Raw genomic sequence first — 23,974 nt, 5'->3', positions numbered from 1 at the left:
TTTTTCACTTTGTTTATCTTCATTCATTAAGAAAGTAATATATCACTATTGAATTTAATTTTCATACGAGTAAAAAAGCACTATCTCCAATAGAGATAGTGCTTTACACCATTACTTATTTCGCAGTTGCTTTACGACGGAAGAATATAAATGCGCTAATTGCCATTAACACTAGTCCAATGTAAACAAAGATTGTATTACTTGCACCATCTGTTTGTGGTAATTTGTTTGGATTCTTTCCATCATTTGTTGTGTTATGATCCGTACCTGGCTTGTTCGGGTTCACAGGTTTTCCATTATCGCTACCATTTTGGTTAGGATTATTTGGATCTACTGGTTTACCACCATCACCGCCACCTTGGTTAGGGTTATTCGGGTCTACTGGCTTGCCACCATCTGTACCTGGATTGTTTGGATCAACTGGGTTCTCTCCGCCTTCACCTGGGTTGTTAGGGTCTACTGGATTCTCTCCACCCTCACCTGGTTTATTTGGTTCCTCTTCACAATCTGGGTCGGTTGGTTGACCTGGTTCAGGTTTATCACAATTTGGTTCTTCTGGTTTCTCTGTTGTCGTTACATCAAACTCACAGTTTGTACCATCTACTACAAACTCGCCTACTTTTTTATCCACTTCATACACAATGTATTTGCCTTTAGGAAGCGGCTTGCCTGTTGTAAGTTTACCCTCATCGTTTGTGAAACCTGTTAATACGACTTTATCTTTCGCATCTTTAATGGTAATATCTACATCTTTACGTGCTTTGCCGTCTTTATCCGTTACTGTAATCGTAACTTGTGGACAAGTTGGCGCTGGCGTTGTAGTCACTTCATATTCACAGTTCGTTGCATCTTTTGTGAATTCGCCTACTTTTTTATCGCCTTCGTATACAACATATTTACCTGGTGTAAGTGGTTGTTCTGTTGTCACTTTACCGTCTTTATCAGTAGTACCTGTTGCTACTGTTTTACCTTCGCTATCTTTAATCGTTACGTCAACATTTGGACGAGCCTTACCGTTTTCATCTTTTAATGTCACTGTAACTTGTGGACAACTTGGTGCTGGTTGTTTAGCAACCACATTGATTTGACAATCAAAAATTGTGACTGTAATCACTTTAATATGTGCACCATCTACGTATAGTGTATATTCACCAACTTGTAAATCCTCACGTGGGAATACTACTTTACCGTCTTTATCAGTAGTGCCTGTTACAACTGTAGTACCTGCCTTATCTTTTAATACTACTTCAGCACCTGGGCGAGGTGTATTTTCATTATCACCTAAGCCTGTTACCTTAATTGTGTAATGCTCACAAACCGTAATTGGCGGTGTTGTGTTTTGTGGTTGAATAGTAGCTTCACATGTATTCCCCACAGTCACTTCACCTAATACGTTACTGCCTTCTTTTACAACATATTTGCCAGCTTTAATAACACTGTTATCAATTTTAATCTGACCATTTCCATCTGTTGTGAAGTTTGTATCTCCATTCACTTCAACTAATGCTCCTGCTTCATCTGTTAATGTCACAGTTACATTATCACGTGGGTTACCATTAACATCTTTCACTGTTAACGTGAACTCTGGACAAGTTGGTGCTTGCGTCAATGTTAATGTAGCTTCACAGCCACCTTCATAATCCACTTCAACTGTACCTAAGAATAGGTTGCCATCATACACATTGTAAGTGCCTGCTGGAACAGTCGTAGTTGTTGTATCAAAGATAAACTTACCATCTTTATCTTTTGACACTTCATATGTGTTATTACTTGTACCTTGCGCTTTTAACACTAATTTTGAAATTGGTGTTTTTAATACGTTATTTGGATCGTCAACTTTAATCTCAAACTTCGGACATTTATCCGCCACTTTAGGTTGGATAACAGCTTGACAATCATCTGTTACAAATGTGCCAACTATTGTTGTGCCATCTGCTTCGTATACGGTGTACTCGCCTGGCTCCAAACTGTTAAGTGTAATTTGTCCTTGTGCATCTGTTGTATACGTTGGGTTACCTACAATTGTTGTATCTTTCTTTACAATTACTGACTTACCACTAATCGGTTTACCATTAATATTGTTAAGCGTAACTGTAAAGATTGGACATGTTTGTGCTATTGTAAGCTCTGCTTCACAATCCACGTAGCTCACTGTTACATTACCTAAAAATTGTGTACCATATTTTACGGCATACTCGCCGATAGCTGCATCTTTAGGCATTGTGAATGTTTTGTTTGTTACTGTTACTTTCGTTTCAGTACCTGTTGCCTTTTCGATAACTGTTACTTCTTTACCTTCTAAATCAATTGTAGTACCTTTTGCATCTACAACATCACCTTTAATCGTAACTTTGAATGTTGTACAAACTTTATCTTGTTGAATTTGTACTACTGTACCACATTGGTCATAAGTTACTTTAACATCTTTAAATGTAATTGTTTTGCCACTTTGTGTTTTAGCAGTAACTTCATAATTTCCTGGTGTATCTGTAGCACGGTCTAATGTAATCTTACCGCCTGTTGCTGTTTTAGTAATCACTACACCTGTTACCTTATTAGTAAGTGTAATTTCTGTTACTGGCTTACCATCTGCATCTGTTGCTTGTAATTCAAATGTTGAACAAGCATTAACATCTACTTTTGTTTTGTTAACTACTGTTACTACTTTAGCAGCGTCTAGTTTTGCATCTGTATCAGCGTCTAATGTCACTTTATAATTCTCTTTCACATATTCGGCTGGTGTACCTGATGTTTCTTTTAACACATAGTCTGCATAACTTAAATCTTTAATCGTTAACATACCTTGTGCATCTGTTGTTAACCCTTGACGCAATAAATATTCTTTACCACCTACTACCTTAATCAAGTCAAATGTAATACCAGGTAATACTTTTGTGTCACCTGTTAATGAATCTACACCAACTTTTTTAATTTGTAAGTCACCTTTTGTCAAACTCATCCAACCACTTGATGCACTGAATGAGAAGTTTTGGGCTTTATGGTCACTACCTTGTTGGTTAGCAGCACCACCTTGGTAATCTAATGTTGCTGTATTAGATACTTCTACATTTGTTTTCGTTGCACTCTCTGGGAAACCAATTGTGCTATACGTAATTTTATAACCTGCTGTTAAATTAGCAAATTTCACCTCAAAGCTGCCATCATCATTGAAAGTAACTGTCGCATCAGCATCTGCAAATGTCGTTGCTGTCGCCATTTTAGATGTTGGATCATATTTAGCAATCTTCAGTGATCCTCTATCTAGCATTTGATAACCACTTGGTGTATCTTTCAATGTTGCTGGCCCTAATTTAGAGTGCGATTTATTCACATCTAATGTCCAATTAATTTCATTACCCGAACCTTTTTGAGGGCTAGATTTTTCTAAAATTTTATTTGCAATATCTACCTTAACTTTTGCATCTGTTGTTTTTGTATTACCTGCAATTGTAAATGTTACATCATTACCATATGTGTCACCTACAACACCTTCAGCGCCTTCAATCCCTAAAATATCATTTGTATCTTTTGTTTGATATTCAACGATATAAGCATCTTGACCATAACTTGCATCAAAATTAATAGTAAATCCTTGTTTATTCGTTTCAGCGTAAGGAATTGTTTTAATAGCTCCACCATCTTTAACGATGTCCTTGTCGTTTGTTGGTGCACCACTTGCATTTAGTTTAGCTTTATAAATGTTAATATCACCTTTTAGCTCGTGCCCTTCGCCAATCACATCTGTTAATGTTGCTCCGTCCATAGGCGCTTTATTGACATTCGCTAAAATTGTCCATGTGAATAATTGATCATTGTAATCAAATTTCCCTACTTTGTATAAATTGTTTTGACTTACCTTGTCAGGTGTATAAGTAGAGGTAATCTCTTTTTCATATGTTACTGTACCATCTGTCCAAGTAATATCTGCTTTGTTGGCAAATGGCGCACCAATAACAGCACCTGTATTATCTACTTCAAATTTTGTCTTATACGTGATTGTTTCTGTAGCACCAGGCGCAATTGTATACGTTTTAGTAAAATCGTTTGAATTTTCATCCACTAAACCATCTGTCACAAATTTATGCTCACCTGTAAGTACATCTTTTAATGTAACTGTCATTGACTGTGTTGGGTGATCATTAGGAATATCAATACGCCAGTTGATTTGCTGTTGACCAAAGTCAACGGTATATGATTTGTGTAAGTAGTTTTCACTAATCGAATAACCGCCACCAATATTTGTTTTGCTACCCGCATTTACACGGTTATCAATAGTTGTACCATCTTTATTTTCAAAGAATGCTTGGTTGTCATATTTCGCATTATATTTAATGATATATGCATCTGAAGAACCTTCCGTGAATGTTACTTTGAATCCTTTCGGTCCTTCATCAGAAATTGTATAACCACTAGCTGCTGAACCATCAGCTTTTGTTACAGTAATGCTTGTTGTATCAATATTATGTGGTCCTGTCATGGTATCTGTTAGAACATTGTTACTTGCTGTAATTGGGATATTACTAAAATTATATTTAATTTCCCATGAGCTGTTATATTTTTCTTGTTTCGTTGCTTGTTTCGTTAAAAATGGCTCGTATGTCACACTTTGTGTGGCACCTTTCGTTGTAGAAGAACCATTATTCGTGAACGTTACATTATTCGTGAAGCTTTTAGCACCTTCACGCTCTTCAGGTGCAATAGTAACTTCTGTTTTATACGTCAGTTTATACGCATCATTGCCTGTTAATTGTGTATTAACGTCAGCCCATGAGCTTACTGTGCCTGACTTTTTAGATGCACCTACACCACTTAAACCAACCTCAAACGCCTCAATGGTAATATCACCAATTAGTTTGTGATTATTACTTAGTGTATCTACGATTGTTGCATTGTTAAGCTCGTCACCATTTTGGTTAACCCAAACTTCCCATTGCATTTGATGATTACCATCTACTAAAACAGGTGAACCAATAGCTTGTTTTGTTAATTTTTCACCGTTCCCACCTGGTTTGAACGTTAATGTAATCGTTTCTTGGCCACCAGGTGTTGGGACTGTTAAATCTTGTTGTAGGCTATTGCCTACTGTTGCAAATTTAGAAGTAAACTCTAAACCTACTGGCATTGGCTGAGTACTAACATGGTCAACTGTCATACCTGATAATGTCACTCTTACTTTATTACCAGAAGTTGAATAGTTTAATGTAATACCATTGTGAGTAACTGTACCTGTAAATTTCCCATCATAATCTACAATTGTTGCTGGTAAATCAAATTCAAACCAACTGCCATCAGCCCATTGCTCTGTTAGAGGAATTGAAAAACCTAATTCAAATTCGTACTCTTTGCCAGCATCAACAGGCGTATTTGCCCATTCTTTCACATCTGTGTTGCTCACTTTATAGTGTGTGAATGCAACACCTGTAATTTCTTTTGCTTGTGCTGGCGCGTTCAATGTTTGCACTTCATCAGCTTTGTCTTCAGCTGCTTCTGGTGTGGCATTTTCTTCACCTTGAGTAGCTTCAGCTTCTGATGTTTCTGTTGGCTTCACTTCGGGTTGCTCTTGTGAAGGCTCTGATGTTTCGTCTTTAACTGGTGGAGTCGTTGTTTCTGAAGTACTACTATCACCAGTTGTGCCTTCTATTGTTGCCTCTGTTGCCCCATCATTAGCTTCTGGTAATGTTGCTGGTGCTGATGTTGGTTGGTCAGCTTCATTGACTGTAGGTAACTCAGCAGCAAGCGTGCTAATTGGTGCTAGCAACGTTTGGAAGATCAGTAATACTGACAGCATCAGTATGTGTATTTTCTTCAAATATTTGCATCTCCTTTATCGTTTTTATTTAAAGGAGTTGGGGTATAATTAACGTGTGAGCATTAATTTTTAAATTTGTGGTGGCCTAATACCACAGATTTAAACCCTCTCCTTCATTCACAAAGTATATATCGAGAGGTCTGTACAAATTCTGAAATCATTTTTTTCAGGATTATGCACAAGAGCGCAAATATCCGTTGATATTTGCGCCCTTTTTACTATTACCTTTTTATTGTTGTATTCATTGTTATGCATATTATTGAAAAACATTGTATTTTATATCGTTATTCGCTTTTATAGCTAACCTATTTTACTTTTTCGTCGTATATTGTTTGCATGTTAATAAATAAGTGACAACTTTATCAATTTCTCTTTTTATTTAAAAAAAGTCATTTAGACCTATGTGTTTTTACACCTAGGATAGAAAGTATGAGTTCGCTTATTTTATTATTACTTTCATAGAGTAGTTCCTTAGGGAAGTATACTTTATGGTCTCGCTGTTCACGCCCTGTTACAGCTTGAACCAAAGCGGATTTTTCTGATAGCTCTGCCAAACTGCCATCCTTTAACTCCACATAAATGGGCTCACGCGCATTCTCTTCCCCTGGTCGATAAAAATCATAAGGTAAATCTGCAGTTGTATCATGAACAAAATAATAAGTAGGGTCTAAACCTAACTGCTTAAACAATGCCTGTAAACGCTCATAGTCTGCTTGGCGTTCTTCTGGATTAAAATCTACATAATGAAAGAGTTTACGATTTACAAAACGCGAGCTCAAATCACGTAAAATTACATCATCTTCTTGTTGCCATAATTGAAAGTACGTAAATAAAATACTTTCATCTAATGCGATATACTCTGCTAATGTAATTTGCTCTAAAAAGAATGCAATAAAGGGGGTAGGTGCTTGTTTAAACGTATACCCTTGTCGATATAAATGTTTAGCTCTTTGTAAAATATTACATAAAATCACTTCTGCACTGCGCGACACAGGATGAAAATAAACTTGGACATACATTTGATAACGGCTCATAATGTAGTCTTCTACAGCATGAATCCCACTTTGTTTAATAACAACTTTATCTTGCCTTGGTCGCATCACACGTAAAATGCGCTCCATATCAAAATGCCCGTAACTAACGCCTGTATAATAGGCATCTCGCTGTAAATAATCCATACGGTCTGCATCAATCTGGCTTGAAATTAAACTAATCACTCGAGGGTCTGGATATTCTTTAGCAATTACTTGTGCCACCTTATTTGGAAAATCAGGTGCTACTTTTTGTAAAACTGCATTCACCTCTGTATCCCCTAAGAGAATTTGACGTGTATATTGCTCATGGTCAAGTTGAAATACATTTTCGAAGGCATGTGAGAATGGCCCATGTCCCAAATCGTGAAGTAAGGCTGCGCATAATGTAACAAGCCGCTCATCATTATTCCAGTGCGCTCTCCCTTGGAAAATGTCATCTACAATACGTCTCACAATTTCATACACACCTAGCGAATGATTAAAACGACTATGTTCAGCCCCATGAAAAACAAGATAGGTTGTGCCTAATTGACGAATACGCCTTAAACGTTGAAACTCTTTAGTGCCAATTAAATCCCATATCACGAGGTCTCGCACATGAATATAACGATGCACAGGGTCTTTAAATACTTTTTCATCACGCAACTTTGTTGAACCATAATTCACATGGATCTCCTCCTCTCTTATTTTATTATAACGCGCTCATCTGTCTTAACCAAAAGATAACAAAAAACCCCGTAAATCAAAGATTTACGAGGCTGATTCATTATTTATTTTGCGCTTGGCGACGACGCACATAAAACGCAATACTTAATGCCATAAGTACAAAACCTAACACAATATACATCGTTTGGTTTTGACCGTCTGTTTGTGGTAATTTTGATGGATTTTCATTGCTGTCTTTTCCACCACTAGGATTTGTTGGCTTATCTTTATCGCCACCACCTGGGCCTGGTTTATTAGGGTCCACTGTTGTTGGCGGATTTGGCTTATCTGGATTACCTTTATCTGGCGGTGTTGGCTTATCGCCATCTTCGCCATCTCTTGGCTCTCTCTCGTTTGTTACCGTCAGTTTTTCATCGCTAGTTGCCACAATAGTAAAGCCATATTTACTTGCATTTAGTTTATAACCTTTTGGTGCCTTCACTTCTTTAAAGTAATAGTCACCTTCAGCTAAGTTTTCCACGATAATTTGACCCGCTTGATTGGTGTCATACGTGCCAACAAGTGTGTCGCCTGTTGCTAACTTCTTGTAAAGCTCGAACTTCGCACCGGCTAACGTTTTCGCATGATTATCTGCATCGACTTTTGTTAGCGTCACTTTTGTTTTTTCTTGAGGTGGTACAATTGTCTTTTTATTTGTTGCGGTTATGGTAATATGTGCGCCTTCTTTACCTGTAAATGGATAAGTTGTATCGCCTTTTTCATAACCTTTTGGCGCCTTCACTTCTTTAAAGTGATAGTCACCCTCAGCTAAATTTTCCACGACAATTTGACCCGCTTGATTCGTGTCATACGTGCCAACAAGTGTGTCGCCTGTTGCTGACTTCTTGTAAAGCTCAAACTTCGCACCTTGTAATTTCAGTGTGGCATCATCTGCATCGACTTTTGTTAATGTTACTTTAACATGATCGATTGGTGGCATTGTTTCTTTTGTGTTAGTCGCCACGACTTGCGCATGTTGATTGTCTTTTGCTTCAAAAGTATACATAACTTCACCTAATACGTAACCTGTTGGTGCTTTTACTTCTTTAAAGTAATACTGACCTGGTGTTAATTCACCAACTGTAATTTTACCCTCTGCATTTGTAACAAAATACGTTTCTGTCCCATTATTAATGCGCACATCACCATCTGCATTTTTCTTATACAATTCAAAATGTGCATCTTCTAATACAAGTGTAGGGTCTTTTTCATCCACTTTTGTTAATGTTACCTTTGCTTTTGGAAGCACAGGTGGTACGTATGATTTTTTATTCGTTGCTGTTACAAGATAATGTTTGCCCTCTTGTAAAGTAACTTTGTATTCTTTTGCATTTAAATCATAGCCTGCTGGCGCCTTTACTTCTTTAAAGTAGTACTGGCCATAAGCTAATTGCTCTACGATAATACGACCATTTGCATCTGTTTCAAAGTAAGATAAATCCCCATTCTCAATGCGCTGATCTTCACTAGGGGTATCCCCTTTTTTATACAATTCAAATTGCGCACCTTGTAATTTCAGTGTAGGGTTATCTTCATCCACTTTTTCAAGTGTAACAGCTGTATCATTTGCTTCATTTGCAAGGTCAAAATAATAGGTTAACTCTTTTTTATCACTACTAATGGTAAATTGTACAGGCTCCGTCAATGGTTTGTAGCCATATAGCGCTTTTGTCTCTACAAATTGATAGTCACCATCTGCTAGTTTTTCAGTGAAAATCAAACCATCTTGATCGGTGGTATACTTGTTGACAGCTTTATACTCACCGTCTTCATTTTTCTTTTGTAATTCAAATTCCACACCTGCTAGGGCATTTTGTGTGTATTTATCGTACTTGTAAATGGATACCGTACCATATGGCAAGTTTTCCGCAGTAATTTCAACAGGCTCAAGTGCATCTGCTTTAATCTCAAACGTAAATTTACGTCCTTTATTTGTTTCTGGATAACCTTCTGGTACTTTTGTTTCTACAAAGTAATACTGACCTGGTGCTAAGTCTTTTACATGAATTTTACCCGCTTGATTTGTACGATATGTGCCACCAATTTGGCGATCACCATCATTATCCTGACGATACAATTCAAATTCGACATCTGCTAATAATGTAGGTTCACATTCTTCATCACTAAGAGATGCTGGACAAAGTTTATTCACAGGGTCGATTTTTGTTAATTCGACTTCATACACTAATTTATGGTTTTCTACTTTTTCAACTTGAACTTCATTCGGATCATCCATATTTTTAACCGTTACTCGGATTGGTTCAGCTTGCAGTAAATAACCTGTTGGTGCTTTTGTTTCGACTAATAAATAATCGCCGAATAATAATTTTTTAAAGAATACTTCACCATCATTATTCGATGTTGCTCTTTTAAGCACACGTCCTGAAGTTGCGTCACGCAATTCAAATTCGGCACCTGCTAGTAATGCAGATGTATCCGCATCTTCTTTTATAATACGTAATTTACCTGTCTTACCATTGGCTGTACCGCCACCTGTTTGCTCTCTAATTTCTACAGATTCTTCTGTTGTATTCTTCTCTACATTAACTTGATCCCCCGTAAACTCAACCCCATTTTTCACTTCACCATCATAAATAAAGAATAATGTGGAATACGTAATTGTCATTTGGCGATCAATTGTTTTTGAGAAGGCTACTGTAAAACTACGATTATCCTCTGTAAAAGTAATCGTATAATCTTTGCCTTTTTCTAAAACATTACCAGCAGCATCTGTAATCTGTACGGAGTCAGGCAAATACTCTTGGTCTTCAGACAACGTATCTTTTAGTTTTGCATTCTGCACAGTCGCTTGTGCTTCATTAACTGTAACCTTCCAGTCAATTGTCTTACCATCTTTACTTGCAGATTTTGTTACATATTTGCCGCCACCTGTAATACCAACAGAGGCATCTAGCTTTGTATCTTCATTACCTTCTTCACCAAATAAAGCGGTATTTGTATACTTTTCTGCAATATATGGTAAACCTTCTAATGATGTTTTATAGGTAATGTTGTAAGCTTTTGTTGTCTTGCCAAAGTCAAATGTAATATTTTGACCATCAATCGTAGGTTTAATATTAATAACGTCACCACTAAATTGCTCTGTTACAACAAAGCTATCTGGCAAGATTTTTTGGTCCTCACCTACTGTATCTTTCACAATTAATTTTTCATAATTGTTTTGACGATAATTCACACCTAAAGACCAAGTAATTTCTTTACTCTCAACATCATAGGTGCCACCTTTATATCCTTGGTTCTTTGTTTCGTCATTTAATGGCACATTCGTAATCAAATCTTTTTCATATGGCTTTCCGTCTTCTTCCCATTTGAAGTTAGCTTTATTATAAGCATTTAAATCCTTCACTTCATTTGGGTTAAAATAGGTTTTATAACGAATATCTAATACATCTGTTACCGTGCGGTTAAATGAAATCGTAAAGCCCAATTTACCATTGTCCTCTACATCAAAATCTTTACCTGCTTCCCATACTTCTTCACCATGACGTACTGTAACACTATCTGCTTTTAGCCATAAACCACCATTGGTGTATGTGTCGGTGATGACTACATTTTCAGATTTTTGTTTATCTTGGTTAGCGACAATACCCCATTCAATAGTTTGATCCTTATAGTCAACATCTCGGTTGCCCCACTTGTAACCTACTTGTTGTCTAATAGAACCTTCACCAGTAGATGTTGTTTCGCCTAGCTTTGCGGTATTTTGCACATTAATATCATCAATAGGGCGAATATTAGCTTCTGTTCTGTATGTTAGCAACAAAGGTTGATCCGTTGTAATTGGAATCTCAAAACCATTGGCTTTGCTCGTTACTGGGAAATTAATTGTTTGATCTGTTGCTTGCATTTTACCATCTTTAAACGTCATCACTGTAAATTTAACACTATCTTCGATTAACGTTAAAGGAGCATCTCCCCAATAATCACTGAATAATACATTACTCAAATTTTGCTCATCATAATTCAGTTCTACTTGCCACTCCAAGTAACGTTTTCCTGTTTTTTCATCTGTTTTTAACAACCCTTTACCTTTGTTAATCGGGTCACCGTATTTAATTGTTACGGTTGAAGTTGCATCAACAGGTTGCAATTTATTATCTTCTAGTGATGCTTTGTTTGTAAAACTTGTTATCTTTTTATCCACTATTTTTGTTTGATACGTAATTTTCTTTTTACCTTGGAAATCGCCTAAAGCAAGTTCAATTTTATTATTATCTGTAGATTGATTGCTTACAGGTTGTCCATCAACTAATAATGTACCTTCTACTAACGCTAAGCCAGCAGGGATTTCATCAATAAACTTACTCTCTTGAATCTTATTTTTTGTTACATCAAGGTTAATTTCCCAATCGATTGTCTCTGAGCGATAACCGTCGTTTGAAGGATAGCCTTGTTTATCAATGCTTTTTTGAGCCTGTTGACTTTTAACAGGAATTACAACAGAAGATCCTTCCTTAATAGGGTCTAGGACAACGACATCATCTTCTGTAATCACTACATCTTCTTTTAATGAAGAGGCAAACCAAAATGTACCTGTAATATCAGAGTTCTGTTCTACTTCTTCTGTAAAAGTAAAAGTTACTACCCCATCAGTATTAATATAGAAGCTGCCATACTCTCCTAATGAACCTGATATTGGTTGGTCTATCTTTAATTGGCTTGGTAAATTAAAAGCGGTCGTATCCCCTGCTTTGAATCCATGACCATTTTTTAATGACCAATTGTATGCTAAATAAAGATTATCTGTTAACTCTGCTAGGGGGTTTTCTTGTGTGATGCGGTCACCATATACAACATTCCCTTGCCCATCGATAGAGATTAAATGATATACACCTTCTACATCAATGACAAAATCGGCAGAATCTGCGGCTTTGATTGCTGTCTCCTCTACCTTTTCTTCTTGAACTTCTTCTACTTTGTTTTCTTGTTCAGATGTTTCTACGTTTTCTTTTGTTTCAGGTTGTGCAATCACAGGAGGTGAAGTGGTTTGATTATTATCTTCTTCACTGTTATTGTCTGGTGATTGAACTTCTCCACCTTCTATAGGTTGTTGCTCTATTGGCTTGTCAGCCTCACCGTCTATGTTTTCCGTAGCATTTGCTTCGGTGTTCATTGTTTGAGTGTCAGTTTCTTGTGCAAATGCGTTATGCGTAGATAGAGGACCAATGATTGTTTGAGATACTAATAATACAGTCATGATCATCATAATTAGCCTACGTTTCATAATCTTTCACATCCTTCCCTTCTTATCAGATACTATTTTTTTGTTCTATAGAGTATTTTTTATTACCCCTCTATCATAATGACATTATTTTTTATCCAAAAGATAGTAATTCAAACCATCTTCACAAAAATCGAATCGTTTATGCTAGGCCTTATTTTTCATTGTGATGACGGTCGACTGACAACATTGCTTTTATCATTAAAAAAATAGGCTGATAGTTATAAATTTGATATCATTACTTTATATTCAGTTTTTTATACAAGAAATTTTATCTTCAAATTCCCCTCTTGAATTCACTCGTATTTTAAAACATATTTACTTACTATAGATAAGATTAGTTCACATTTGTGACTACACTAAAAATAAAATGCTATTAGACGTATGATTATGCAAAAAAGTTGATGTAAAATGACCTAAAAATAAAAAAACAGCTTACAAGATTTTATTCTTGTAAGCTGTTTTTTTATTTTATACTGGATTTACACCATGTTTACGGTCTGTGAATGTCACATATTTAGACATATAGAGGGGAAGCCTTGTAGCTAACGCTTGGCGTAACTCATTAGGCTCAATTACATCATCTACAATTAACTCCGAAGCCAAACGGTAAATATCAATTTCTTCTTGATATTCTTTGCGCTTTTCATTGATAAAGGCTGTGCGTTCTTCTTCGGGTAATTCGGCAATTTTATTAGCATACACGGCATTTACTGCGGCTTCAGGTCCCATCACTGCAATTTGAGCATTGGATAAAGCAATACAGCAATCTGGTTCGAATGCAGGCCCAGCCATTGCATATAAGCCAGCTCCATATGCTTTACGTACAATTACAGTTAATTTAGGTACCGTTGCCTCACTCATCGCAAAAATCATTTTGGCACCGTGTCGAATGATACCTACCTTCTCGACTTGTGTACCAATCATAAATCCTGGTACATCGGCTAAAAAGACTAACGGAATATTAAAAGCATCGCAAAGTGAGATAAACTTAGCTGCTTTATCTGCTGAATCATGAAATAATACGCCACCTTTTACTCTTGGCTGATTAGCAATAATCCCAATCGGTTGCCCATCAATACGCCCTAACCCCGTAATAAGCTCTGGCGCAAATAACTTTTTCACTTCACAAAAACTATCTTCGTCAATTAAACGATCAATTAAATCATACATATTAAAAGGTACATTTTGATTTTGAGGAATCAAATCAGCAATGGATTTTTCAAACGTTGCTGGTGGCTTAGGTGCTTCTACTGGACTGCGCTCTGTATAATTACTTGGGAAGTAGCTTAAATATTTGCGTGTATAGGCAATGGCGTCCTCTTCGGTTTTAGCTAATACATCACCACAACCCGACACAGAACAATGCATCTTAGCACCACCCATCGTCTCTAAATCTACTTTTTCACCAATTACCATTTCCGCCATTCGAGGAGAACCTAAATACATAGAAGCATTTCCTTCAACCATTACAACAATATCACAAAAAGCAGGAATATAAGCGCCACCCGCTGCAGATGGACCAAACAACAAACAAATTTGTGGTACTCGACCGCTCATCTTTACCTGATTATAAAAAATACGGCCCGCTCCGCGTCGCCCTGGGAACATTTCAAGTTGGTCTGTAATTCTAGCTCCCGCCGAGTCAACTAAATATAACATTGGGCAACGTAATTTCTCAGCTGTTTCTTGAATACGAATCATCTTTTCAACTGTGCGTTTCCCCCATGATCCTGCTTTAATCGTCGAATCATTCGCTAACACACAGACAGTTTGCCCATTTACTTTACCAATGCCTGTGATAACGCCATCTGCTGGTAAATCTCCTGCTAAAGCATTCGCGTATAAACCATCTTCTGACTGTAAACCGTCATCTAATAACAAGGCTAGACGTTCGCGTGCAAATAATTTACCTTGTGCCTTATTTTTTTCGTGATATTTAGGTTGACCACCTTGTAAAATTTTATCTTTCATTGTTTCGCTCATTTGTCATTCCTCCCCATATTATTCCCCTTTGTAATGGGGCGTTCTTTTTTCTGCAAAAGCTTGTAAGCCTTCTAAACGATCTCGTGTAGGTATCAATGCATCATAAGCCAATGCCTCAATGGCTAAACCAGTTTGCAAATCAACCTCGCTCCCTGTATTCATTGCCTTTTTAGCTTGTTGAAGTGCAAGTGGGCCCTGTTTTGCGATTTCTTTTGCGATTTGCTGTGCCCCTTGGTAAACATCGCTAAATAAATGTGTAACAATACCAGCTTGTAATGCCTGTTGAGCTGTTAAACGTCTCGCTGTGTAGATGTATTCTTTCGCTTTGGCAATTCCAATTAATCTTGGTAGACGCTGTGTACCACCTGCACCAGGGATAATAGCAAGAGAGGTTTCTGTTAATCCCATCTTCGCTTGTTCACTTGCCACTCTAATATCACAAGCGAGTGCCAACTCTAAACCTCCACCAAAAGCAACCCCATTTATTGCCGCAATTACAGGCTGTGGCAGTTGCTCAACTTGATTCACTGTTGCACCAATCAAGCGAACTGCTCGTTTCACTTCTTGTTCAGTCATCCCTTTTCGCTCTTTTAAATCTGCACCTGCACAGAAAGCTTTGTCACCTGATGCTGTTAAAATCACGACATAAATATCTTGACGCTGACTAACCATTTGTAATATTTCACTCAATGTTTGCAAGAGCGAAATCGACATCGCATTTGCTGCTTCAGGACGATTTAACGTAATTGTTCCTACACCAAATTGTGTTTGTAACGTAACAAGTGACATTTAGTCCTCACCCCTTAAAATCGCCATTTGTTTAGAATTCACCGTACGATTAATTTTATGTTCGATATATTGAGCCGCTTGTAGTAAGCGCTCTAATGAAACATTCGTTGTAATGCCCATTTTATTTAATGTGTATAACACATCTTCTGTTGCCACATTACCAGAAGCACCTTTAGCATAGGGACAACCTCCTAAACCACCTACTGCACTATCAAAAATGGTAATACCCATTTCCATAGACTTTATGATGTTAGCGATTGCTGTACCTCTTGTATCATGAAAGTGCATAGCAAATTGGTGTGGCTTATATGATTTTAATAACACCTCTAATAAACGTTCTACTTCATTAGGTACACCTACACCAATTGTGTCACCTAACGAAATCTCATCCACACCCATATCAAATAAACGATGCACAACATCTAGCACTTGCTGTGGTGATACATCACCTTCATATGGGCATCCTAATACTGTTGATACGTATCCACGTACTGTTAACTGTTGCTGTTTCGCATGGCGTACCACTTCATTCAGGACGGGGTAAGTATCTACAATGGTTTTATTAATATTATTTTTATTATGACTCTCACTTGCCGACATAAAAACATTTGCCTCGTCAATGCCCACCTGTAATGCTCTTTCCAGTCCTTGCATATTCGGAATGAGCGCTGCATATGTAACGTCTTGTTGACGTTTAATTTGTTGCATTACTTCAAATGCATCACTCAATTGAGGAATCCACTTAGGGTGTACAAATGAAGTTACCTCAATATAAGAAAGCCCTGTATCACTCAACAAATTGATAAATGATACTTTATCACTCGTTTCGATCTGCACTTTTTCATTTTGTAATCCGTCTCGTGGACCAACTTCTTTAATGACTACCTTCTTTGGCAACTTCATTATAATCCCCCTATCCTAATTCAATCAGATCGTCATCTACATTAATGAAGTCACCTTCATTTGCAATGACTTTCGTTACTACACCATCTTCTTCTGCAGCAATAGGTATTTCCATTTTCATAGATTCTAAAATGGCTACATCTTGCCCTGCATTCACTTTATCCCCCTCTGCTACTAACACTTTCCATACTGTACCTGCCATACTTGCTTTTACCATTGTCATGACGTTCACTCCTCATTGTGGTTGATAATAATATTCAACAAACTTTGTTGTTGTCTCTCCTTTAATAAATGCTTCTGTTTGCATAATTTGCTGTAACATAGGAATATTTGTCTGAATGCCTTCTACAACAAAATCATCTAATGCTCGTGTTAAACGTTGAATAGCCTCATGACGTGTTGTACCATAAGCAATTAATTTACTAATCATTGGGTCGTAAAATGGTGTGACAACACTGTTAGCCATTACGCCACTCTCATTACGTATTCCCTCTCCCTCTGGTAATAACCACTGCGTGATAGTACCTGGCGATGGGAAAAAGTTTTTAGGGTTCTCTGCATAGATTCTAACCTCAATCGCATGCCCCGTTTTTTTCACAGTTTCAGCTGTAAATGGTAGTGCCTCTCCAGCTGCTACTAGCAATTGGGCTTCAACTAAGTCTAGTCCTGTAATTTCTTCTGTCACAGGGTGTTCAACTTGTAAGCGTGTATTCATCTCTAGAAAATAGAAATTTTCATTATCGTCTACTAAATATTCAATTGTACCTGCATTAACATAGCCAATATGTTTAGCAGCTTGTGCTGAGGCTTGCAACATATTGTTTCGCGTTTTTTCAGAGATAGATGGCGATGGCGCCTCCTCAACTACCTTTTGATTACGGCGCTGTATAGAACATTCCCTTTCAAATAAAGGCACAATATTACCATGTTTGTCAGCAATGATTTGCACCTCAATATGATGCGCTTCGGCAATATAACGCTCCATATACATCGTGCCTTCTCCAAAAAAGCTAGCTGCTCGCTTTTGATTACTCTCAAATGCTTGTGTTAAATCTTTTTCATCTTCAACAAGTTGCATACCAATGCCACCGCCACCTGCTGAAGCCTTTAGCATAATGGGATAGCCAATATTTTGTGCAATCTTTTTTGCCTCCTCAGCATTTTCAATCGCTGTTTCAACACCTTCTACAATAGGTACACCCGCAGCTTTCATCGTTTTTCTAGCCTCTAATTTACTTCCCATTGTTTGCATTACTTGTGCACTAGGCCCAATAAATTGGAGCCCCGCCTCCTCACAAGCCTTAGCAAAGTTTGCATTCTCTGATAACAAACCATAGCCTGGATGTATCGCTTCCGCACCGCTTTTTTGTGCTACCTCTATTATTTTCCCAATATTCAAATAGCTTTGTGCAACAGGTGGCTTGCCAATACAATACGCCTCCGTTGCTTCTTGTACATGCAATGCATCAGCATCTGCCTCAGAATAAACGGCTACTGTTGCTATATTTAAACGATTACAAGTACGTATAATACGGCGTGCAATCTCACCACGATTTGCAATCAGTACTTTTTTAAACATATGATCACCCCAAATGATTTGAAATAAAATCTTCACGCAATTTAAATTTTTGTATTTTGCCTGAAGCTGTCATCGGATATTCTGTTAAGAAATGGATATAACGAGGGATTTTATGTCGAGAAATTTGTCCCTTACAAAATTCACGTACTTCCTCTTCTGTTAATACAACATTTTCGTGCACAATAATCCATGCTACAACTTCTTCACCATACTTTACATCGGGTACACCCGCTACTTGTACGTCAAATATCTTTGGATGTGTATACAAAAACTCTTCAATCTCTCGAGGGTAAATATTTTCACCACCACGAATAATCATATCTTTTAAGCGCCCTGTCACACGTACAAATCCATTTTCATCCATGGTAGCTAAGTCACCTGTATGCAACCAACCTTCTGCATCAATGACATTATTTGTTTCTTCCTCGTTATTATAATAACCTTTCATAACATGATAGCCTCTTGTGCAAAGTTCCCCCTGTTCATTAGGTGCTACTTCTTGATCTGTGCCGGGATGAACAATCTTTACTTCCACATTAGCTAGTGCTCTACCTACCGTCTCCACTTTAGCAGTAAAGTCATCGTCTACTCTTGTTTGAGTAATTACAGGTGACGATTCTGTCTGTCCATAACAAATGGTGATATCCGTCATGCCCATTTTATCAATAACTGCCTTCATTACCTCCACTGGGCAAGTAGAACCTGCCATTACCCCTGTACGAAGTGTACTAACATCATATTTCTCAAAATTCGGTGAATTTAATTTACTAATAAACATGGTAGGCACACCATGAACAGCTGTACAACGCTCTTTTTCAATCGCTGCTAACACCGCATCTGGTGAAAATTCTTGTACAGGTACCATAGTACCTCCCACTGATACAATAGCTAATGTCCCAATAACGCAGCCAAAACAGTGGAAAAATGGCACTGGAATACAAAGGCGATCTTCATCCGTTAAACGCATACACTCTGCAATATTAATTGCATTATTAACAAGATTGCTGTGTGTTAACATCACACCTTTTGGAAACCCTGTCGTACCGGATGTATATTGTATGTTAATCACATCATCTGGTGTTAACGTCGCGTGCCTGTCATCCAATGCTTCATCGCTAATTTTGGCTGCCCCTTGCAAAACATCTTGCCATGTCAAGGCACCTGTTGCAGTGCCATCAATTAAAATAACTCGTTTTAAATGTGGTAGACGCTCACAATGTAACTCACCTTTATGATTAACAAGTTCTGGACAAATGGCTTGCACGGTCTCAATAAAAGAGTGGTCGCGATATTGACTCATTAAAATTAATGTTGTAGTATCCGACTGTTTTAGCAAATACTCTAATTCACTTTGTCGATAATTTGTATTAACTGTTACGATTGGTGCTCCCATTAAGCCTGAAGCAAATTGTAACTGTACCCACTCTGGAATATTTGTTGTCCATACGGCAATATTCTCGCCTTTTTCAATCCCCAATGCCATTAAACCTTTAGCTACTGTGCGACACTTCTCGTAAAATTGCTCATAAGTCATACGTAAATCTCGGTCTGGATAAACTACTGCTTCGTGTTTTGCATATTTACTACTTTGCTCCTTTAACAATTGTCCAATTGTCTTTTGTACAAGTTCTGCCATGCAAACCCTCCTTATGATTTTACATTCACTAAAGTACTAGCAACCAATTAAGCGTGAAATCACAAGGCGCTGAATCTCAGAAGTCCCTTCACCAATTTCCATTAATTTTACATCTCTCAAATGACGTTCTACATCGTATTCTTCCATATAACCAGAGCCACCATGAATCTGAATCGCTTGATTACATGTGCGGAAGCCCATTTCTGATGCAAATAATTTAGCCATTGCTGCTTCTTTACCAAATGGCTTGCCCGCATCTTTGAGCCACGCTGCCTTGTGTACTAATGTACGAGCAAGCTCAATTTCCATTGCCATATCCGCTAATTTAAATTGAATGGCTTGGAATTTGGAAATAGGTTGACCAAATTGCTCACGTTCTTGTGCAAACTTTAATGCTTTCTCATATGCTGACTGGGCAATCCCAACAGACAATGCTGCAATTGAAATACGCCCCCCATCTAACGTACTTAAAAATTGTGAGAACCCTCGTTTTTCATCCCCTAATAGATTGCTACGTGGCACGCGAACATTTTGTAATACAATCTCACATGTATTAGAACCACGTACACCCATTTTGTCATAATTACAATTAATTGTTAAACCTTCTGCATCTGTTGGCACAATAATAGATGAGATAATTTTCTTACCATCTGCTCGTTTGCCTGTCACTGCTGTTACAATAATTTGCCTAGCATGCCCTGCATTTGTAATCCAACACTTTTCGCCATTAATTACATAATCATCGCCATCAACAATAGCCGTTGTACGCGTGCCTCCTGCATCTGAACCCGCATTAGGCTCTGTGAGACCAAATGACCCCAATGTTTCACCTTTAGCTAAAGGTACTAACCATTCTTGTTTTTGTTCTTCTGTACCAAAATAATAAATTGGTGATGCACCTAAACTAATAGCAGCTGCATAACTCAAACCTGTGCCACCACATGCTCTACCTATTTCTTCTACAGCTAAGGCGTAAGATACCGTATCTGCACCTGCACCACCGTATTTTTCAGGGAATGGTAAGCCCATCAAACCTAATTCCGCCATTTTTTGAAAATGTTCAATGCGCATTGTTGAAGATTTGTCTACTTCTCTAGCATAAGGTGCAATTTCCTTCTCAGCAAAATCGCGTACCATGTTGCGAATCATTTCTTGTTCCTTTGTTAATTCAAAGTTCATAATAAAGTCCCCCTTGTGTTGAAACCGACCAGTCGGTTTGTTTAGTGTAAAATTAAAACCAAAGTTTAAATTATAGCTCTGGTTCATGTAAAAAATATAAACTTGCCTCTTGCTCCCCTTGTTTAGTTACAATCCCTCGCAAAATCATATCTATAAATATCGCAGTAATTTGTTGCATCGTTAACGTACCATCTTGTTTGTACCATTTATACGTCCAGTTAATCATACCTGTAATTGACATCGTAACGATAATAGGCGGCAAAACTTTTCTAAAGTCACCACAAGTTTGACCTTCCTCAATCACACGTTGCAATAATTTGCGATACTCATCACGCTTTGCTTTAATTAGCGTTCTCTCATCACCTAATAACGATTGGCTTTCCTCATAGAACACAATAATATGTGCTTGGTATGTATGAAAAACCTCTGTAAAAGTACGTAAAATAGCGACTAAACGCGTTATTGGTGTATGATAATCGTGATATGCTGTTTTGGCATTTTTGAGCACATAAGAAATGAAAACATCGTGAATTTCATAGAGCAATTCATCCTTTGATGTAAAGTGGTGATAAAATCCACCTTTTGATGTACCTGCATGCTGTACAATTTGATTAACGGTAACGCCATTATACCCATGTTCTTTAAAAAGTGATAATGATGCGTCAATGATGCTTTGCTTTAAAGATGTCACAATAGTTCCTACTTTCATGCTTTGTTTAAGAATACCATAACATCTTTCAAAAGCAAAACAAATATTTTTGCATTTTCGACGCTTTTCATAACATCAAAGAGCTATTTCTTTTAAATCGTCACTTATACGATAAAGAGCTTCTGTTTTTTCTTGTAATTCTGCTAATGAAATATCTGCCGCTTTCTCTACTAAAACCATACCTTCATCTGTAAAATCAAATACAGCTAAGTCTGTGATCAAGCGATGTACGACAGCTTGTCCTGTCAAAGGTAGCGTACATGCTTTTTTCACTTTGGATTCACCATGTTTTGATACGTGTTCCATAATAACAATAACTCGCTTGGCCCCTTGAACAAGGTCCATAGCGCCACCCATCCCTTTAACCATTTTACCTGGTATCATCCAATTCGCTAAATCACCTGTCTCTGAAACCTCCATACCGCCCAGTATAGCTACATCAATATGCCCCCCACGAATCATAGCAAATGATTCTGCACTGTCAAAATAAGAAGCGCCTTTCACTGCTGTTACTGTTTCTTTACCTGCATTGATTAAATCAGGATCCATCTCTGCTTCTGTAGGATAAGGCCCAATACCTAACAAGCCATTTTCGGATTGTAATAGCACTTGATAATCAGCAGGGATTTCATTAGCGACTAAGGTTGGCATACCAATACCTAAATTCACATTCATACCATCTGAAATCTCCTGTACAGCACGACGTACAATTTTTTCACGCATATTAGTTACCTCCTCTAGTAGTGCGACGCTCAATACGTTTCTCATAATTTTCCCCTAAAATAACATGTTGTATGTATACACCAGGTGTATGAATGTCATTAGGGTCTAACTCGCCTGCTTCAACAACCTCTTCTACCTCCGCAATAGTAATTTTCCCTGCAGTTGCTACTAGCGGATTAAAATTACGTGCTGTCTTGCGATAAACTAAGTTGCCTAATGTATCTGCCTTCCAAGCTTTTACTAACGCATACTTGCCAGTTATTGCGCGCTCTTCAATATATGTTTTGCCATCAAACTCTTTTGTATCCTTCCCCTCAGCTATTGGTGTACCAACACCCGTTGCGGTATAAAAGGCAGGAATCCCCGCACCACCTGCTCGAATGCGCTCAGCTAATGTGCCTTGTGGCGTTAGCTCTACTTTTAGCTCCCCACTTAAATATTGCTGCTCAAAAATTTTATTCTCCCCTACATACGAAGCTACCATCTTATCAATTTGTTTATTGGCTAACAAAATGCCTAAACCAAAATCATCTATGCCACAGTTATTACTCACAGCTGTTAGATTTTTAGTTCCTTTTTCTTTAATAGCTTCGATGGCTTTTTCGGGAATACCACATAAACCAAAACCACCAACTAAAATGGTATCACCATCTTGTAATTCGGCTAACGCCTCTGAAAATGATTGTTTTACTTTACTCATCTCTGCCACCTCCTTGTTTTATCGTAGCTTTTTTCTGAGAATTAGGGAAATAATGTTATGGCATATTATTTATTCCCTATTGGCATAAATTCATGCCAACTAAACCACTCTTCTTGCATCAACTTAAGCCACTCTTGTAGAGCGAATGTTTGATAACGCTCGTTTAAACTAACAATGCCAAGTTGCCACATTAAGGGCTCGTCTAAAGGAATAATTTTCACATTCGTATTTGCTTGTTTTTCGTAAATGGCTCTTGGTAAGATAGTTACCCCTAATTGCAAACCGATTAACTCCACAATTAAATCCCATTGTGAACTTTTATACATCACACGTGGTGTAAAGCCTTCATTCTCACAAGCTCTAATGACAAAATCATGCAAAGCAAAGTCCTCTGAAAAAAGAATAAAAGGCTCGTTTTTCAAATCGTTAATTGCAATTTGTGACTGTGTGGCAAAAGGATGTTCAACATGTACATAAGCAACAAAGTAGTCTTTGATGAATGGCATAATCGAAAAGTGTGATGCTTCTAATGGCAATACCGCAAACCCTGCATCAACATTGCCAGAGCGTACTAATTCATTAATTGTCTTTGCACCATGCTCTACTAACTCCAGTGTAATATGCGGATATTTTTGATGAAATTTCTGCGCAATCTCGGGAAAAAATAATGTGCCAATTAATGGTGGTATACCTAGGCGAATCACTCCAGACTTAACCTCACGCAAATCTTGTATCGATTGCTCTAAATCTGTCATGGTATCTAATAATTTTCTGCCATATTCATACACTACTTTACCGCTATCTGTCACTTGTATTTGGCGCGTTGTACGATGTAATAATTGTACATCTAATGCTTGCTCTAAACGTTTAATTGCCTTGCTTAATGTAGGTTGTGCAATAAAATGTTGGTGCGCTGCACGTGTAAAGCTCCCCTCTTGTACAACAGCTAAAAATAATTCAATATCTTTTAAATCCATACT

At 37.6% G+C, this 23,974-nt stretch carries 14 protein-coding genes; all 14 read right to left on the bottom strand.

Annotation, left to right across the window (positions count from 1 at the left end; genetic code table 11):
• Positions 1 to 115: 115 nt before the first annotated feature.
• Positions 116 to 5,809 (bottom strand): collagen binding domain-containing protein, encoded by a 5,694-nt coding sequence (locus IEW44_RS01500; protein ID WP_188613245.1) that lies wholly within the window; start codon positions 5,807 to 5,809, stop codon positions 116 to 118.
• 389 nt (positions 5,810 to 6,198) lie between these two features.
• Positions 6,199 to 7,509, bottom strand: a complete 1,311-nt coding sequence (locus IEW44_RS01495; RefSeq protein ID WP_188613244.1) for an HD domain-containing protein — start codon at positions 7,507 to 7,509, stop codon at positions 6,199 to 6,201.
• A 100-nt stretch (positions 7,510 to 7,609) separates the two neighbouring features.
• Entirely contained in the window at positions 7,610 to 12,793 is a 5,184-nt protein-coding gene (locus IEW44_RS01490) for a SpaA isopeptide-forming pilin-related protein (RefSeq protein ID WP_188613243.1), read from the bottom strand.
• Positions 12,794 to 13,261: 468 nt separating this feature from the next.
• Positions 13,262 to 14,776, bottom strand: coding sequence for an acyl-CoA carboxylase subunit beta (locus IEW44_RS01485; protein WP_188613242.1), 1,515 nt, complete (start codon positions 14,774 to 14,776; stop codon positions 13,262 to 13,264).
• Positions 14,777 to 14,794: 18 nt separating this feature from the next.
• Complete coding sequence (locus IEW44_RS01480) at positions 14,795 to 15,565, bottom strand: enoyl-CoA hydratase (RefSeq protein WP_188613241.1); 771 nt, start codon at positions 15,563 to 15,565, stop codon at positions 14,795 to 14,797.
• Complete coding sequence (locus IEW44_RS01475) at positions 15,566 to 16,468, bottom strand: hydroxymethylglutaryl-CoA lyase (RefSeq protein ID WP_188613240.1); 903 nt, start codon at positions 16,466 to 16,468, stop codon at positions 15,566 to 15,568.
• A 10-nt stretch (positions 16,469 to 16,478) separates the two neighbouring features.
• Entirely contained in the window at positions 16,479 to 16,691 is a 213-nt protein-coding gene (locus IEW44_RS01470) for an acetyl-CoA carboxylase biotin carboxyl carrier protein subunit (RefSeq protein ID WP_188613239.1), read from the bottom strand.
• 12 nt (positions 16,692 to 16,703) lie between these two features.
• On the bottom strand, positions 16,704 to 18,047 hold the full coding sequence (locus IEW44_RS01465) for an acetyl-CoA carboxylase biotin carboxylase subunit (RefSeq protein WP_188613238.1): 1,344 nt from the start codon (positions 18,045 to 18,047) through the stop codon (positions 16,704 to 16,706).
• A 4-nt stretch (positions 18,048 to 18,051) separates the two neighbouring features.
• A complete protein-coding gene (locus IEW44_RS01460; protein ID WP_188613237.1) occupies positions 18,052 to 19,683 on the bottom strand; it encodes an AMP-binding protein in 1,632 nt (543 codons plus the stop codon).
• Positions 19,684 to 19,719: 36 nt separating this feature from the next.
• Positions 19,720 to 20,862: an acyl-CoA dehydrogenase gene (locus tag IEW44_RS01455; protein ID WP_188613236.1), complete on the bottom strand. Its 1,143-nt coding sequence runs from the start codon at positions 20,860 to 20,862 to the stop codon at positions 19,720 to 19,722.
• Positions 20,863 to 20,932: 70 nt separating this feature from the next.
• A complete protein-coding gene (locus IEW44_RS01450) occupies positions 20,933 to 21,571 on the bottom strand; it encodes a TetR/AcrR family transcriptional regulator (RefSeq protein WP_188613235.1) in 639 nt (212 codons plus the stop codon).
• Positions 21,572 to 21,646: 75 nt separating this feature from the next.
• Positions 21,647 to 22,294 carry a 3-oxoacid CoA-transferase subunit B gene (locus IEW44_RS01445; protein WP_229704128.1) on the bottom strand — a complete coding sequence of 216 codons (648 nt, stop codon included), beginning with the start codon at positions 22,292 to 22,294 and terminating at the stop codon, positions 21,647 to 21,649.
• Between the two features lies 1 nt (position 22,295).
• Positions 22,296 to 22,994: a CoA transferase subunit A gene (locus IEW44_RS01440; protein ID WP_188613233.1), complete on the bottom strand. Its 699-nt coding sequence runs from the start codon at positions 22,992 to 22,994 to the stop codon at positions 22,296 to 22,298.
• A gap of 65 nt (positions 22,995 to 23,059) precedes the next feature.
• Entirely contained in the window at positions 23,060 to 23,971 is a 912-nt protein-coding gene (locus IEW44_RS01435) for a LysR family transcriptional regulator (RefSeq protein ID WP_188613232.1), read from the bottom strand.
• Between the last annotated feature and the right edge of the window lie 3 nt (positions 23,972 to 23,974).

The organism is Lysinibacillus alkalisoli (assembly GCF_014643595.1).
Lineage (GTDB): Bacteria > Bacillota > Bacilli > Bacillales_A > Planococcaceae > Metalysinibacillus > Metalysinibacillus alkalisoli.
Note: the sequence above shows the minus strand (reverse complement) of the source record. Positions and strands in the feature narration are given on the sequence as shown.

Bases quoted from the DNA above. Each gene is read 5' to 3' on its own strand.
- IEW44_RS01490 (WP_188613243.1), bottom strand. From the start codon at position 12,793: ATGAAACGTAGGCTAATTATGATGATCATGACTGTATTATTAGTATCT.
- IEW44_RS01485 (WP_188613242.1), bottom strand. From the start codon at position 14,776: ATGAGCGAAACAATGAAAGATAAAATTTTACAAGGTGGTCAACCTAAA.
- IEW44_RS01480 (WP_188613241.1), bottom strand. From the start codon at position 15,565: ATGTCACTTGTTACGTTACAAACACAATTTGGTGTAGGAACAATTACG.
- IEW44_RS01475 (WP_188613240.1), bottom strand. From the start codon at position 16,468: ATGAAGTTGCCAAAGAAGGTAGTCATTAAAGAAGTTGGTCCACGAGAC.
- IEW44_RS01470 (WP_188613239.1), bottom strand. From the start codon at position 16,691: ATGACAATGGTAAAAGCAAGTATGGCAGGTACAGTATGGAAAGTGTTA.
- IEW44_RS01465 (WP_188613238.1), bottom strand. From the start codon at position 18,047: ATGTTTAAAAAAGTACTGATTGCAAATCGTGGTGAGATTGCACGCCGT.
- IEW44_RS01460 (WP_188613237.1), bottom strand. From the start codon at position 19,683: ATGGCAGAACTTGTACAAAAGACAATTGGACAATTGTTAAAGGAGCAA.
- IEW44_RS01455 (WP_188613236.1), bottom strand. From the start codon at position 20,862: ATGAACTTTGAATTAACAAAGGAACAAGAAATGATTCGCAACATGGTA.
- IEW44_RS01450 (WP_188613235.1), bottom strand. From the start codon at position 21,571: ATGAAAGTAGGAACTATTGTGACATCTTTAAAGCAAAGCATCATTGAC.
- IEW44_RS01445 (WP_229704128.1), bottom strand. From the start codon at position 22,294: ATGCGTGAAAAAATTGTACGTCGTGCTGTACAGGAGATTTCAGATGGT.
- IEW44_RS01440 (WP_188613233.1), bottom strand. From the start codon at position 22,994: ATGAGTAAAGTAAAACAATCATTTTCAGAGGCGTTAGCCGAATTACAA.
- IEW44_RS01435 (WP_188613232.1), bottom strand. From the start codon at position 23,971: ATGGATTTAAAAGATATTGAATTATTTTTAGCTGTTGTACAAGAGGGG.